We start from the raw sequence: 14846 nt of genomic DNA, 5'->3' as shown, positions 1-14846 counted from the left end.
CGATATCTTGGATCTCACCGCTCGGAGAGGCTGCTTGAGCCGCATATCAGGTGTCATCCCCGGCAGAAATGCGCTCCGTAGTTCTTGGGCAGCCAGTCCTAGACATCCAGGCGGCGCGTAGGATCTGCGGTCCGCTCGTACTGACCGTATTCGTGATCTAGCGCGTGCCTGGGTACTCATGAAGCTGCGCTCGGGCAGGTAGATGACAATGTCGCGGGCTGCGAGGCCGTGGGACTTCGATCCGATCCAACTTGGACGTGTCGGGCGCGGCGTCCCCCAGTTCTTGAAGCCATCTGATCTCACCGCGCCCGGGAACGCTTTTCAATTTGCCCAGGAAGAGCGAAAGAGTGCCATTCCTCAGGAGCGCTGACAAATGGATCGAGCGAACTCGGGTGCGGGTTGTGAGATTCGGGTGAGATGCACCGCTGCTTCTTGAGGAGAGCCGGCGTCGCGGGACGCCTACACCGAGGCCCCGCCTTCCGGAAGCGCCCTGGCAAGAGTCAGCGTGTCGTCGTCCGAGCACGTGATCTCGCCACGGCCGACGAGACGGTCGAGTGCCTCGTTGATCCGGCGATCGACGGCAGTCCCGGTTCGGGTCCAGCCGAACACCCGGGCCACGCCTTGGACGGCTTCGGATCTGCTGACTGCCCCGACATCGCGGATGGTCAGGACCGCCGCGACGGCCAGCTCTTCCAGGTGCACCTGTTCGGCCTTCCGGGCGACCTTGGCGGTTGGTGTGCGGACGGACGCGACATCGCCACCGGGGACCAGGAGGAAGTCGCCGTCCCGGACGACCTGTGCCCGTTGGATGGCGAGGTGGATGTTGCCGCGGATGTTCGCACCGATCCGGCCGATGTTCCACCAGTCCCGAAGGCGCTCATACGCGACGTCGAGGTGGAGCGGCGCCTCGTGCTCGGCGAGCGTCTCGATGGCCTCGACCATGTGGAGGTGGCTGCCGGGTTCGCCCGGCTCGACCCAGTAGGGTAGGGCCTGCGCGGGCGCGATCCGATACGGGGTCGTCCACGTCGGGGACGCGGCGCTGTCTGCCTGTTCCGTCTCGACGACGGGCCGTTCGATCGCTGGCGCCTTCTTGGTCCGGCCCTCGATCGGAGCGCGGATGGCTTCCTCGATGGCGGAGCGCAGGCGGCGCTCCTCGGTAGCACGGTCGCGATACCAAGCTGTGCCCCAGATTCGGTGCAGTCGCCAGCCGAGGCCGGTGAGGATTTGGTCGCGGAGCCGGTCGCGGTCCCGGGCGGCGGGAGCCGAATGGTACTGGTAGCCGTCGCATTCGATGCCGATGGCGAACATGCCGGGATACGCGGGATGGCGCACGCCGATGTCGATTCGGAAGCCCGCCGCCCCGACCTGCGGCTCGACGGCATAGCCCCAGCCGCGGACGGCGGCAATGACCGATTCCTCGAAGGGCGAGTCCGGGTCGAGGCCGGTCGACGAGTACGGCACGGCGAGGGTCTGGGGCCCCTTCTCGGCATAGTCGAGGTAGGCGCGGAAGTACTCCACGTTCTCGTTCGTCGAGGGCGGGATCTGTCCGGCGCGCATTGAGGCGACGACCTCGACGCGCTGACGGGCACGGGTGATCCCGACATTGAGGCGCCGCCAGCCCTTGTCCTTATTCAGGGCGCCGAAGTTGGTCGAGATCTTGCCTGCCTCGTCGGGGCCGTACCCGACGGAGAAGATGATGACGTCGCGCTCGTCGCCCTGGACCTGTTCCAAGGCCCGGATGAAGAAGCCGTCGAGGCGGTCCTCGGTGTCGAAGAACCGGTCAAGGTCGCGCCGGCCGACGCGTGCCTCGTCTACGGCGTTCTGGACTGCCTCGGCCTGTGCGACGGAGAAGGTCACGACGCCGAGCGTGAGGTCCGGGCGCCTCGTGTAGTGCTCGATCACGCGTTCGGCGACCTTGGCGGCTTCGACAGGGTTGAAGGCGCCGCCGCCGCGGCGGTACATGCCGTGGGCGTGGAAGAACTCGACGCCGACGTCGTCCCCTTCGGCGTGGGCCGAGGGGAAGGTGACGAGCTTGCCCTCGTAGAACTTGTAGTTCGAGAAGGCAATCAGGTCCTCTTGGCGCGAGCGGTAGTGCCAGCGCAGGCCGAGGTTATTGAAGGCGCCGCAGGCCTTGGCGAGCTCGAGGATGGACTGGAAGTCCTTGACGTCGGTCTCCTCCTCTTCGTCGTCGTCGGTGTTCCGCTCGAAGAACGATGTGGGCGGCAGCTGCTTGTCGTCGCCGGCCAGGATCAGTGACCTGCCCCGGTAGATGCAGTTGATGGCGTCGCCGGGGGTGACCTGGGAGGCCTCGTCGAAGATGACGGCGTCGAACTCCATGTCGGGGGGCAGGTACTGCGAGACCGCCAGCGGCGACATCATGAAGACCGGCTTGATGCTGCGCGTGGCGTTGCGGGTGAGCGACATGAGCTCGCGCACCGGGCTGTGCTTCTTCTGCTTGGCCCCCTCGCGGCGGATGATCGCCGGTTCCCCCATCGCGGTGTTCACGGGGCGCCGCGCGTTGGCGGCCAGGATGATGTCCGCGGTTGCGGCCTTGATCAGGTCGCCGTCGAGGGTGCGGTACTCCTCGACCAGCGCCTCGCGGTCGGTCGCCAGGAGCGGACGGAGGCGCGCATCGCCTTGAATGACGGCGTCGGACCAGCCGCGCAGGAGGGCCCGCATCACCACGTTGGGCACCTCGTGCTCCCTGAGGCGCTGCTCGATGCAGAAGTCGACGGCCGTGTCCAGGCCCAACTCGGCGAGGTCCCCGTAGGCCCGTCGGTAGTCGAACCACTCCTGCTGGCCGACGGTGTCGGCACGGAACTCGGCCATGAGCTCCACGGCATCGCTGAAGCTGTCGAACTCCTCGGTGAGCTCTCCGTGGCGGCTCTCAGCGAAGGCAGCGATCACACGGTCACGAGCCTGTGCCCACTTCTCGTGGGCGGGGCCCATCGCGTCGACGGGCGTGGAGTCGGCCAGGGCCTTCGCCTGCCGGGCGGTCAGGGCTCCGCCGGCGAGCGAGCGGAGGCCGAGCGCCCAGGCGATGGCCTCGTCGAGGTTCTCGAGATCCGTGCCTGCGAAGTCGAAGCCGTCCCCTAGCACGGTCCGGTAGCGAGGCTCCGCCGCGCGCAGCTCTTCCGTCGCCCGCCCGGCGTCGGCCGCCAGTTCGAGGATGCCGTCAGCCTCGTCGAGCGTGTGGTCTCGGCCGGTGGCGCTCCCCACAGCGCCGATGCGTGCCGAGGCCTCCCGCATGGGCTCGACGTGTGCGGTGAGCCAGTCGATCGCCTGGGCGATGGGCTCGAGCACGAGCTCGGGACGGCCGGTCAGCGCCGGAGCCGGCTCCAGTCCCCGCTTCCACTCCTCGATGTCGGCGCGGGCTGCCTCAGCCACGGCCCGGTGGGCGGCGTTGGCGTCCGTCGCAGTCATGTACGCAACAAGAGGGGCTGGCACGCTGCCGTCGGTGAGTGCGAGGACTTCATCGACGGTATCGAAGGCGGCGTTGAGCGACTCGAAGCTGGTCTCGCGCCCTGCCCAGTGCATGCCGAGGGTCGCCCCGTGGGCGGCGGCGAAGGCGTCGAAGTCCCTGCTGGCCTCGCCCCACGCCACGGCATCGGCGAGGTGGCCTATGCCGTTCTTCACGTCGGCGGCATTAGTCAGCAGCCCGGCGACGGTCTTCTTGTCCGTGCGGTAGCTGCCGGAGAGCTTCTTCAGGCCCCTGTGGAGGTTCGTGAACCGGTCCTGCAGCTCCGCCAGGGGCGCTTTTAGCGCTTCGGGGGTGAACACCGACGAGGCCTTGGACTCTGCGTCTTCCAGGGCGGCGATGTGCTCCCGAAGCCTGGCTGCGGCCGCGCGGGCCTCTGCCAGTCCCAGCGGGGTGAACCAGCGCCGGTCGGGCGTCGTGCCCTGCGCGCGCAGGTCGACGATGCGGGTCACGCGATCTGCGTCCGCGAACATCGAGACCGGCGGGAGGCCGAGGCTGATTGCGAGCGAGGACAGGGACGAGGTCCGCTCGCCCAGCATGCGCGCCTGCGCCTGGAAGCGGTCGGCGGCCGGGGCCAAGTGCGAGGCCGGAACGGCCTGCAGGTCCACGGGGAACGGCGATGCCATGACTGGTGAGGGGCCAGGCGGGACCGCCTCCGGCTGCGGCAGCGCGGTCCAGGGGACGCCGGCTTCCTGCGCGGCCTTCTCCTCGGCCTCCCGGAGGCGGGCGATCTGCCGGCCGAGGTCTGCGCGGGCAGACTCCAGGGGCTCGGTGGACCCGTCGGTGAGCCACTGCTCCATGACACTGTTGGGGTGGGGCCGATGCTGGTGCTCGATGAGCGCGATCAGGCGCGGGGTTTCGGACGGCTTCCCGAGGCCGAACGCGTCGACGAGGTCCGCGTTGAGCGCCACCGTGCCACGCAGCTCCTCCAGTGCCGTCTCGGCCTGGTAGAGCCGGACTTCGAGTGACTGGTCGTCCACGACATCGCGCCAAAGGAACGACCTGCCCTGCGCCGCGGGCCGCCAGGCGCGGACCAGCCTCGACAGGGTCTCCTGGATCCCGAGGTACCCGGCCTCGGTGAGGGCAGTCGGGGCCTTCTCCGGGACAGGTGCGATCGGCGCCGTCGCAAGGTTCGCGTACAGGCCCAGCACCTGGTGCAGGGACATGTTCAGCGGCTCGCGCACTTCGTTCATGGCGGCGGCGTAGCCGTTGAGCTGCTCCCGGCGCTCCTTCACGCTCTGCCGGGCCAGCGCCGGCATCGGCGTTGGGGGCCTGACGACGCTGTCCAGCGTCTTGAGCAGCTCGGCCGCGACCTCCTTCCGGCTTGCCTTGTGCGAGTGGAGCTCGAGGACGTAGGAGCCGAGTCCGACGTGGGAGAGACGGTTCCGCACGACCTCGAGTGCCGCGATCTTCTCCGATACGAACAGGACTGTCCTACCGGCATGGAGCAGTGCGCCGATCATGTTCGCGATCGTCTGCGACTTGCCGGTTCCGGGAGGGCCGTCCATGACGAACGTCCTCCCTGCAAGGGCGGCAGCGACCGACGCACGCTGCGAGGAATCGGCGTCGAGCACGAGCGGCGTGGCCTCCGGCGGGGCAAGCCTGTCGATGTCGGAGGGGTCGATCGTGTCGAACTGGAACTCCGGCGACTGCCGGGTCGGGTCCGAGGTGGCAATCGCCCGCACGATGGGGTGCTCGAGGATCCTGGCCTCGTTGTCGAGGAGGTCCCTGAACATGGCCTCCTTCGCGAAGGAGAATGTCGCAAGGAAGGCGGTGCTGCGGAGGGTCCAGCCTGTGAAGGGCTTGTGCTTCTCCAGGGCGGCCCGGACCGCCGCGAGCGTCTCGGAGACCCCGAGCCCCTCGATGTCCTCCGCCATTGGGAGCTCGATGCCGAACTCCCTCAGGCGCAGGGCAAGAGCCGGATTGAGGACGGGGTCGTCTTCGCCCTCGGTGATCCGGGGCGTGCCCTTCGGGCCCTCGGGAAGCAGCCGGACCGGCACCAGCAGGAGCGGCGAGGCCATCGGCGTGCCGTCCACGTCGTGCCAGTCCAAGAGGCCGAAGGCCATGTACAGCACCGCGAGGCCGCGGTCGAGGAACTCGGCCGACGCCTTGCGCATGAGGTTGCGGACGACCCTGCCGACCTCGCCGTCCGGCCTCGGGGAATGGAAGAAGCTTCCCGCCGGCAGCGGCCTCGGCGCGTCCAGGTCCTCCGGGCTGAATTCGCCGCGGAATACGTTCGGCTTTCCCGACTGGAGCCGGGCCAGGACTTCGTCCGGAGACGGCGAGTCGATGAGGAGCGACGAACCCTTCGGGGCACGGAACTTGATGAGGGCGCTCTGCCCAGTCAGCCCGACCAGCCCGTCACGCCATGCCTTGAGCGCCGCCCGATGCTCGGCCCACTGGGTCTGGGTCATTGTCCCTCTTCTCGAATCTTCCTCGCCGATCGCGCCTGGGGGCACGAGCACTGGGAGGAGAGTGCTCAAACACCTACCGCGTGTCCACGGTAGCCGCACCCAATCCTAAATTAAGCAAAGGATTGACGAGTTTTGGCGCAGAAGGTTTCAAGGAGTTGCGAGTACGTCGTTCGAGGATTTTCGTCCTACGGCCCGTTCCAGCCGAGCCCAGCTTCATCGCCGAGATGGGCAGGAGTCCATGTCGTTGGGCGCTTCACCGAGCGTGCGCTCCCGCGCTCGGGGACCGCTGCGTCGAGGCCGAGTGTGGCAGGGCTGGACCTTCCCTGAACGTAAGGAAACCGGAATTCGGATGGAGCGCACGCAGGCCAACACCGCGCGGACGACTCCCCCCAATCCGCGCCGTCATTGCGCGGCTGGACTCCCGGAGCGAAGTGCCGATGCCTGTTCCAGGCGCTCCGCGAGAGCGCGGATCGACGCGTTTCGCTGCGCAGAGGGCTGATCCAGCTCGACCGCGGCGAGCGAGATCGTGACCTCGCCCACTTCAAGCCGCTCGACGGGCGGCTGTTCGGGGTAGACGAGCGTGCACTCGCGCAGGCCGTAGCGGGTGGCGTACGCGAGCGCCTGGAAGACGTCCTCGCTTGAGATCCCCCTCCGGGCGACCCGCTTGTACTTGACATCGGCGACAGCGATCGCCCGGGAGCCCTTGCGGATGACGATGTCCGGCCGGATCGGTATCTGCCTCTGCGCATCGAGAGAGTCGCCGCGCTGCAGGTCGACGGTGAGCTTGGAATCAAGGGCTTCGCGGACTCCGTGCCCAACGACGTCCTCGAAGACCTGGTTCATGTCGACCATGAAGGCAGGCGCGTCGGTCGAGCCCTCGCCCTCGAAGTCGAGCGCTCCCCACCTGAGGATGATGCGTGCGAGCACAGCCGCTGGCCTGTACCGGAGATTGAGCCGCGTCCACTGCACCGGAGGCGGAGTCGGCGAAGGCCGCATCGGAGTGACTTCGAGCAGCTGGTACTCGAGGCGTCTGAGCCGGAGCTGCAGCGAATTCGTGAGCCCGGGGAGTCGGAGCAGCAGTCTCCCGGCCCCGGCAAGAAGCTGGTTCTCGAGGATGTCGGTCGTGTACTCGTCGTAGGTCACGGCGACAGGCAGGGGCAGGCCGGGGTTGCGGGCCATCTGCCGGCTGAGATCGATGCGGCCGCGGACGGCGTAGAGGTCTGCTTCCTCGGTCACGTAGCCCTGGAGGATGCCGCGGTTGAGCGCGCGTTCGGCTGTGGCCAGGAATGCTCCCGCGATCGTGGCGATGAGATCGTCCGAGACAGCCCATGCAACGTCGCGGTGGTCCCAGGCGATCCGGTCGAGGGACGCGGCGAGCAGCTCGATCAGGCGATCCGGTGGCACCTTCGGGCGAACACGCAGCTCGAGCCCGTCTACGCGGGCGATGCCGACGTGCTGCTTCGCCGCAAGCATCCATCGGCCTGGGCTGTCGGGGTCGGGGCCGACGGTGAATGCGGATGAGCGCGCTAGCTGCTGGATGGCACCGGGAGCGAGTCCGAGGTCCCCGGCGCTCGCCCACTCGTCGAGCTCAATCCTCATTCGCCGCGCCGTCGATCGCGGCCCGGACGGCGCCGAGGGAGTACTGCTTGAGGTCTTCGCCGCTGCCGTAGAAGCGCTCCTCGAGCAGCGGGAGGATCGCGTGCGCCCAGATCCGCTCGAGTCGTCCGGGTTCGGTGACCGACCTGCTCATGAGGTAGCTAGGGCCGATCGCCGCATCCGGATCGCCGAGCCGCCGATTGAGTTCGGCGAGCAGCAGGGCGGGAGCGTCGGACATCCCGTGCCGGGCGAGCCACTTCGGGAGCACCTCGCTGACCGGCGCCGCAGACGGCGCCATCTCGAGGAAATAGAAACGACGCCGCATTGCCGCGTCGACGAGGGCGATGGAGCGGTCGGCGGTGTTCATGGTGCCGATGATGAACAGGTTGGCGGGGAGCGTGAATTCCAGCTCGGAGTACTGCAGGCTGATCGGCCGGTCGCGGTACTCGAGCAGGAAGTACAGCTCGCCGAACACCTTGGCGAGATTCGCCCGGTTGATCTCGTCGATGATCAGCACGTGGGGCGTATCGGGGGCAGCCGACGCAGCCTCGGCGATGCGGCGCAGCGGCCCCGGCTTGATCTGGAACTCGACGCGGCCTGTGGCGCCGGGCGCGGGCCGGTAGCCCTCGAAGAAGTCCTCGTACGTGTACGACGGATGGAACTGCACGATCTCGGACGCCCCGCCGCCGGCGGTGAGGTGGTCGGCCAGTGCCTGCGCGAGGAACGTCTTGCCGGTGCCGGGCGGACCGTAGAGGACCAGCTGCTTCTTCTCCTCGAGCAGCTCGATCACGTCCGTCAGCCACTGCTGCGGGAGGAGCAGGTCGCGTTCGAGCTCGGCGGTCGCGCGAGGCAGGGCGAGTTCTCGGATGGTCGGGGCTGTCGCCGGCTCTTCCCACGTGTGGCCGGTGACCCAACGCTCCAGCTCGTCGATCTCGGACGTGATGAGGCTGACGGTGAGCAGGGTCTTCATCTTCGACTGCAGGCTCGGCGCGATCGCCCGCCGTTGAATCGGCTGGCCCGCGTTGAGCCACTCGACCGACCTGACCGTCTCGATCCGGGTCCGCGCGCTGCGATCCCTGGGACCGGAATCGACGACGCCGAGATACACGTCCGACCCGTTGACGGTCACGACGTAGTCGCCGACTTCGATCTTGTTGACGAACCGCCACACCTGGCCGAGCTCCATGTTGTAGCCGCCGGTCGTGGTGTCGATGCCGGCCTCCTCGGAGAGGGCGCGCAGTTCGTCCCGGGGCATGCCCTGAAGCAGCGGAAAGGGGAAAGAGTCCGAGTAGTAGATGGCGCAGATTCCCTGCTCGAGCCATTCAGGCACCTTCTCGCCGCCTGCCCCGCGGACCAGCCAGGCGCCGCGCAGGGCGGCGTCCGGTTCGTCGACATCGACCCCTTGCGCCGGGACGGCGCCGTCGTGCTGATCTTCAGTCGCAGGAGCCTCCTCGGGCTGCCAGAGGCGGCGGATCTCTGGGCTGTAGAACGAGAAGTCGCTGCCGTGGTCCTTCGCAAGCCGCGCTCGGATGTTCGCGATCGTCTCGTCGTCGTCGGCTCCGACCTCGCCGGGCTCTGCGAGGGCGGCGAGGGCGTGCTTGTGGTACTGGCTGACGACGTCTTCGAAGGCGTCCGGATGGATGAGGTGCAGCAGCGCGTGACGCTGCGTCTGATCGGCGACGCCGTCCAGGCCGAAGACCATCTGCCGGAAGGCCCGCGGGTCGGAGAGCCAGAGGGTGCGCTCGTCGGCCGTCGCAGCCGTCCAGCGGACGGCAAAGCGGACGAGCAGCCACAGCTGGTTCGGACGCCGGGTGAAGAACGACGTGCCCGGCGCGACAAGCCCTGCGTGGAGCGCCTCGTCGAAGATGCCTGTCGGTCCGGTGGCCCGTGCCATCGCTGCGATGTCATCGAGCAGCTTGCGCTTGGACCCGTAGCCCTGCTTGGAGGGGGCCGCTACGGCGAAATGGAGCCAGGCGAGCTCCTCGAAGAGCTGGCCCGCAGCCCGCGGCACACCGCTGAGCTGATCGGCGAGCTTCTCGAGGAATGACCGCGCGCTCTCGTCCGGGCTCTCGACGAAGAAGCGCATCAGGCTGGCAGCCGACTCCGCCGTCCAGACACGGGGGGCATCCGGATCGTCCGGCGGCAGGAAGCTCGAGCGGAGCCCACGGAGCGACACCTCCCGGAACACGTCCAGCGCCTCGTACACGCGCATCGCGGATTCGCCATGGCGACGGGTCTTCATCGATACCTTCCTTTCGAACGGTGCGCATAGGGTGCAGGCCCGTTCGTCACAGCCCTACCCCGCTGTCGCCGCGCATGTCAAAGCGGCGAGCACAGGCTCCGGAGGGATCGCCGGCTGCGGGCAGCGTTCCCCAGATGTGATCACGCTTCTTCCAGTGAAGCGGGCGCGCAAGCGTGGACAGTTGGGGACATCAAATTGTCCCCCTAAGCGGATCCTGCCCTGTCGCCTGGACGCCACCTTGCCCCCGCCCCGAGTGGATTCAACGCCAGGGGCCCGCCGCGGCGACCGACTTTCCGGCAACCCAGCCGCAGGATCTGCCAAGAAGTCCCCCAAGATGGCACTCTGGGTCGTTTCGCTTCGGCAGCATCGTATCGAAGGGCTGTCCAAAGCCTATGAGCCGCCCTGACGGTAGGTTGACATGTGCAAGCAGCTGCGGTCAGCGCAGCCGACGACGCGAAGAAGGACAGAATAGCCACTGACGACTTCTCACACTCTCGAAGGGCGCGCAGCAGCCAAGGCCTGCAGAACCTCGAGCTGCGTTCGGAAAGGAGTCGGAGCGCACACGTCGGAAGGTGGAGGACTCTGAGCCTCGCCCAGTCCTGGCACGCAGGCACCGCCAGCACGGTCTAAAGCCATCCAATTGCAGCGGTATTAGCTGTGGGCCTCTCGGCATGCGGCTCCCTGCAGTCCTCGTCGACTGCGCGGAGCACCCCGTCGGGCATCCCGCGCCCCACAATGCCACCTGTGGTCGGGCAGGCCTTCGGCGACCCTCAGTCCGCCCTCGTCGCGCTGGGCGTGCGCTTCGTCTTCCGCGGCCCGGATGGGTTTCAGTTCGACAACGCCCCGGACTCGGCGAAGATCACCGGCAAGGAGCCTGTGGCCGGCGTCCCGATCCCAGAGCGCACGCATCCGGTCGTCGACGTCGATATGACCGAGAAGGGCGCCAAGGCCAGGGCCGATGCAGACGGCAAGGCGAAGGCTCGTAGACGATCTGGAAGCAGCCTACTAAGGCGTGCATCCCGATTCGGGATACAGATAGTTGCCAACCCTCGAATCAAGAGCACAATCGCAATATTGTCGGCGAGAAGCACTCCATGACACAGCTCTACTTGAGCGAAGTAATTTCCCGGCCGACACCGATCATGTGAGCAAGCAATTCGACGTAATGATCATTCGTGAGCACCGGGTCGGCGAAAGAGCTTACCGACTTCTTGGAATCTGAAGCCTTAGTGGGCAACGTCGATGTCAACGTGACGACCGCAACGGGAACCGCACCGGTGAAAAATGCCCCGTCCACTTCATAGCCAAGCTCTTGGAAGATAGGAACTGAAAGGAAGCTCTTCCAGCGCGACGCTTGACTGGAATAGCCAAGGTCATGCAAGTCGTAGAGTTGTGGGCGCCCCTCCATGAACGTGCGTATCGCGGCGATGGAACTCCCCGGGCGGATCTGCTCACTCCTCATGGCTTCGAAAGGCCCGAGCAGCGGACCGGTAGAGTTAGCAAAAAGAGTAAATTTTCTTCGGTCACGGGAAACCGACGGATCGATTCTGATCCACAACTCAAGCCTTAGAACTTCCTCGTCTCGCCCGGAGGGCCGAACGATTCCATTGACTTGGAAGAACTGTCGTATCTGCGCGACAGATTCACTAAGGAGACGATAGTGCCGGTCACGTCGTCGAGACCAATTGGAGTGTGACCATTCCTGCCACCACCACTCCAATCTCTTTGAATAACAGAAAACCGGCTCATGCTGGTCTAGGACCCCGAGTTCCCTGGCTGCGGCACAGACGCGCAGCTCATCTACGTACTGGGCAACCTGAGCGAAGCTATCGGGTGTGAGTACGCTAACGCGCATATGGTCGCCTCGGACCTTCTGCGCTAGTGCTTCCGCTTCCCGAGTAGAAGAGTCCGTTGCCCCCGGAACAACTAGCGCCACGCGGGTCGTATCTACTGGACGAGTCCGGATCAGAGCTTCAATCAACGGCTCGTCATTAAGGCTCGCGCCAACTGAAAGAAACGTGGATCCCGCGTTGAACTGGCCAATCAGAAAGTCGACAACTTGACGGCGGCTTAATGAGTAGGAGTTTTCGGAAAAGACGATAGTTCCCCGGGTGCGACCCGATTTCGGAACTCTGCCATGAATAAAATGAACATCGATATACGATGCCCCGTTGGTGGGTTCCTTCAGCACTTCTTGATAATGAGGATTACCGAGCACATTAACTCGAAGCCCAGGCGTTGGATCATCAGGAGCCGCGCCCGCGAACTGGTCGTCGATCTCTTGTTGTAGCTTGCGATCGATATAGTCGTCGTAATTCGAAGTGACTATGCTTATCCTACGTCCCTGTACGGCATAAAGCACTGACAGTCGGATTACGTTGCGGAGAAGATACCCTTGCTGCCACCCATGGGTCGCATAGAGGGCCTTCCTAAGCATCGGGGCCAGGAGTTGGTTCTCTTCCTCAAGACTCTTCTGGCAATCTTGGGTGACGATGGATGCCTTATGCTTCGGATCGATCGCCCCGTCCCTGAGTGCTATCTCCAGTACCGAATCGCGGGTCCTATCCCGGCCCTTTCGCTTCTTGACCTCACTAAAGACCGCGCCGACCAACTCGTTCCATCCGAGGTTGGTTCTGTCTCGGGTGACTCCGGCACCACAGTAGATAACCAAGGAATCACGCTCAACCAATGAGAGCAAAGACGCACTGACGTCGCTATCACGAAGAAAGGGCTCCCCACCGAACACCATTCTAGGCGACGATATCTACAGCGCAGGCCGAATGACTTTATTTACGACTTTCGATTCTTCAGGAGGCCCCACCTGTTCAGACTTTCGGCGCGCGCCAATCACCCGAATCAGACTTCTGTCGCCCCTAAGACGGCGATTCTTAACCTCCATGTTGGCTTTCCTGGCAATCTCACGACTGGACGCACCTACAAGCACGTGGATGACCGTGTCGCCTCGCTTTTCAGCACTGGAGATCTTCACCTGATCGTTTCCCCCAATCATGTCCCCGCGAGAGTTTGCATTCTCATCAGCTCGCGGCATAAACCCTTCTTCCACAAGGTCTTCGATAGCACCAGAGGAGACTTCGACGCTGAAGTCGTAGCCACAATCTGGGCAACCGCAGTACTGCATTCAGTTCCGAAGACCTAATCTGTTCCATAACTAACAGCTACATGTAATTACAAAACAGACAACTTGTCCATGCATCTAGCAACAATCCGCCGGACACCACGACCGGGCGCTGAGAGAAGCAGGACGAACTCCAGTCTCCCCCGACCGGGGGGTCGTTGACAAGCCCTGCCCGCTCCGCAGGTATCGCCCTCTCATCCCCTCCATGTCCAGAGTCTACCCCCCATTCTTGCGGAATGACACGGTTGTAATTCGCGTGTCGGCGCATCCTTGAGGGGTGGCTGGACACGGCATCTCACACGATCGAGCTGCCCGAAGAACAAGCACCTGCCCGGTGCTGCCGGCTGCGCCTCTGGCAGGCACCGAGGTGTCGTTGCGGCCCGGACCCGACGAACGCCAATGCCTGTGCCCCCCAAAAAAGCCGCCTGGGGTCACCGCGGCGTCCAAGGGCGCCCTGGTGGTTACGGTCAAGCACGAAGGGGATCCTCGTGTTGCGCGGGCGCCTGAACCTACCTCGGCCGGCACCGCGTTTGAACCTCAGGATCCTTGAGTAACAGCGCGCCCGTTGTCATCTCCGCACACAGGTCTTCCCCGTTAGGAAACGGGGAACGTGTCATCAAGGAGGATCTTCCAGAGCCGTTTCGCTCAGCATGATCTCCCCTGGCTTCGGCTTCATTCGTTTTTTCGCTCGTTGAGCAGCCGAAGACAGCGCCTGCTTTAGGTCCTGCGTTCCCAACATGGTGAGGTAGGCAGTCCGAAAACCAGCCTGACCACCTAGATCAGTCCCATCGACGTGGTTGGGGGCCCATGCGAAGAACTTTTGGAGGGCGTCGCGATAGTTTGCCCGACTTTCCTGAAGACGTCGGCTGTCACCGTTTCAAGATGAAAAGACCGCATGTGCTTGGAGAATTTTGGAACCTTCTGGGATGCTGCGGAAAGCTCGCGTTTTCCCTGGTCACACAGGGAATCGGACGACTCCCCCATGTGGATTTTACGGATTATCCCAAGTCGGTCACGGGTGTTTTCGATGGGTTTATGGTGGGCGGCCGGCTGACCGCGGCAAAGGATCATGTGCCTCGAATCTCTAGAATTTGGCGCAGTTCATAACCACGGTCAGTGCTGGGGCCGACCTTAGTGAGCAGCCCTTCAAGTCGTCGCCTGCTATTGAGGTCCAAGGAATCCGGATCCAGGGAGACTTGTCGGCGTAGTGCACGTAGAGCCCAGTACTGGCCGAACCGGGTATCCTCTTCAACGGCGGCATCGGCAAGTTGCAGGGTCAGTGCGGGTACAGGATGAGTGTAAAGGAACGCGTATGCCGCCAACCTCAGACCCTGGTCTGCGGAACCTAGCCAGGGCGCTACGTCGACATCTTCCGGCCCTTGGGCATTTGCCGCGGTAACCATCCGGCCAACGATGCTCGTCATGCGGGTAGTGCGTTGGGGGCTGCTAGGAAGGTCGCGGCGGATGGCATTGTATTCGGCCGCGAGTGCTCGGATGTGCTCCTCGAGGTCTTTGGCTGGCGCGGGCTCACGTTGAGGGAGTGCGAGCTGGGTTACGAGTTGCTCGGCCTGAGCCACACTCCGCTCTGCTCCCTGCGCAGAGGCCGCTGCCTCTTCAGCCTTGCCCGAGGCAACCCTCGCGTCGTCCGCGGAAGCTTTTGCCTCGGCGACCTGCCGCTTTAGTGAAATGCCGAAGGCCGCGACTTCCGTGAAGAAGGTTCCTAAGGCTACAAGTAGGACGACAGCTGCCGCCAGGACGGGCGGGTCCGACGCCTGCAGGCGACGGCAAGCGGTGAGTACTTGTCCCCCATCCGTTATTCTCTGTTCGCAGATTGGCCAATATATGAACGCAAGAATTAGAGCAACCAAGATTGTCACGACCACAAGTATCGCTACGCGTCGCCCTACCTTTGTCGGGCGCTCCGATTGACTCATTCCTACATGCCCAACTCGGTTAGAACACATCACAACCTCCCACGTC

Annotated in this window: 6 protein-coding genes; 1 reads left to right on the top strand and 5 read right to left on the bottom strand. The window is 64.8% G+C overall.

All coding sequences use genetic code 11. The features are described 5' to 3' along the window. Positions 1–459: 459 nt before the first annotated feature. The 3 genes from E6A26_RS04860 to E6A26_RS04850 form a co-directional block, all read right to left on the bottom strand. Positions 460–5892: a DUF3320 domain-containing protein gene (locus E6A26_RS04860; protein WP_136610079.1), complete on the bottom strand. Its 5433-nt coding sequence runs from the start codon at positions 5890–5892 to the stop codon at positions 460–462. A gap of 402 nt (positions 5893–6294) precedes the next feature. Next, positions 6295–7491, bottom strand: coding sequence for an McrC family protein (locus E6A26_RS04855; RefSeq protein WP_136610078.1), 1197 nt, complete (start codon positions 7489–7491; stop codon positions 6295–6297). Further along, positions 7481–9730 (bottom strand): McrB family protein, encoded by a 2250-nt coding sequence (locus tag E6A26_RS04850; protein WP_136610077.1) that lies wholly within the window; start codon positions 9728–9730, stop codon positions 7481–7483. The genes E6A26_RS04855 and E6A26_RS04850 overlap by 11 nt, the downstream gene beginning before the upstream one ends. Positions 9731–10474: 744 nt before the next feature. Here E6A26_RS04850 and E6A26_RS04845 point away from each other — a divergent pair. Beyond that, the gene (locus E6A26_RS04845) at positions 10475–10828 is read left to right on the top strand and encodes a hypothetical protein (RefSeq protein WP_136610076.1); all 354 of its coding nucleotides are present in this window, start codon (positions 10475–10477) and stop codon (positions 10826–10828) included. A gap of 7 nt (positions 10829–10835) precedes the next feature. Here the strand turns inward: E6A26_RS04845 and E6A26_RS04840 are convergent, their stop codons facing one another. Both E6A26_RS04840 and E6A26_RS04835 read right to left on the bottom strand, forming a co-directional pair. Continuing rightward, the gene (locus E6A26_RS04840; RefSeq protein ID WP_136610075.1) at positions 10836–12479 is read right to left on the bottom strand and encodes an SIR2 family protein; all 1644 of its coding nucleotides are present in this window, start codon (positions 12477–12479) and stop codon (positions 10836–10838) included. A 1454-nt stretch (positions 12480–13933) separates the two neighbouring features. Continuing rightward, positions 13934–14743, bottom strand: coding sequence for a hypothetical protein (locus tag E6A26_RS04835; protein ID WP_136610074.1), 810 nt, complete (start codon positions 14741–14743; stop codon positions 13934–13936). Between the last annotated feature and the right edge of the window lie 103 nt (positions 14744–14846).

The sequence above is a fragment of the Sinomonas albida genome, from assembly GCF_004919045.1.
Lineage (GTDB): Bacteria > Actinomycetota > Actinomycetes > Actinomycetales > Micrococcaceae > Sinomonas > Sinomonas albida.
The sequence above is the reverse complement of the archived record's forward strand: the minus strand, read 5'-3'. Positions and strand labels throughout refer to the sequence as shown.

Bases quoted from the DNA above. Each gene is read 5' to 3' on its own strand.
- E6A26_RS04860 (WP_136610079.1), bottom strand. From the start codon at position 5,892: ATGACCCAGACCCAGTGGGCCGAGCATCGGGCGGCGCTCAAGGCATGG.
- E6A26_RS04855 (WP_136610078.1), bottom strand. From the start codon at position 7,491: ATGAGGATTGAGCTCGACGAGTGGGCGAGCGCCGGGGACCTCGGACTC.
- E6A26_RS04850 (WP_136610077.1), bottom strand. From the start codon at position 9,730: ATGAAGACCCGTCGCCATGGCGAATCCGCGATGCGCGTGTACGAGGCG.
- E6A26_RS04840 (WP_136610075.1), bottom strand. From the start codon at position 12,479: ATGGTGTTCGGTGGGGAGCCCTTTCTTCGTGATAGCGACGTCAGTGCG.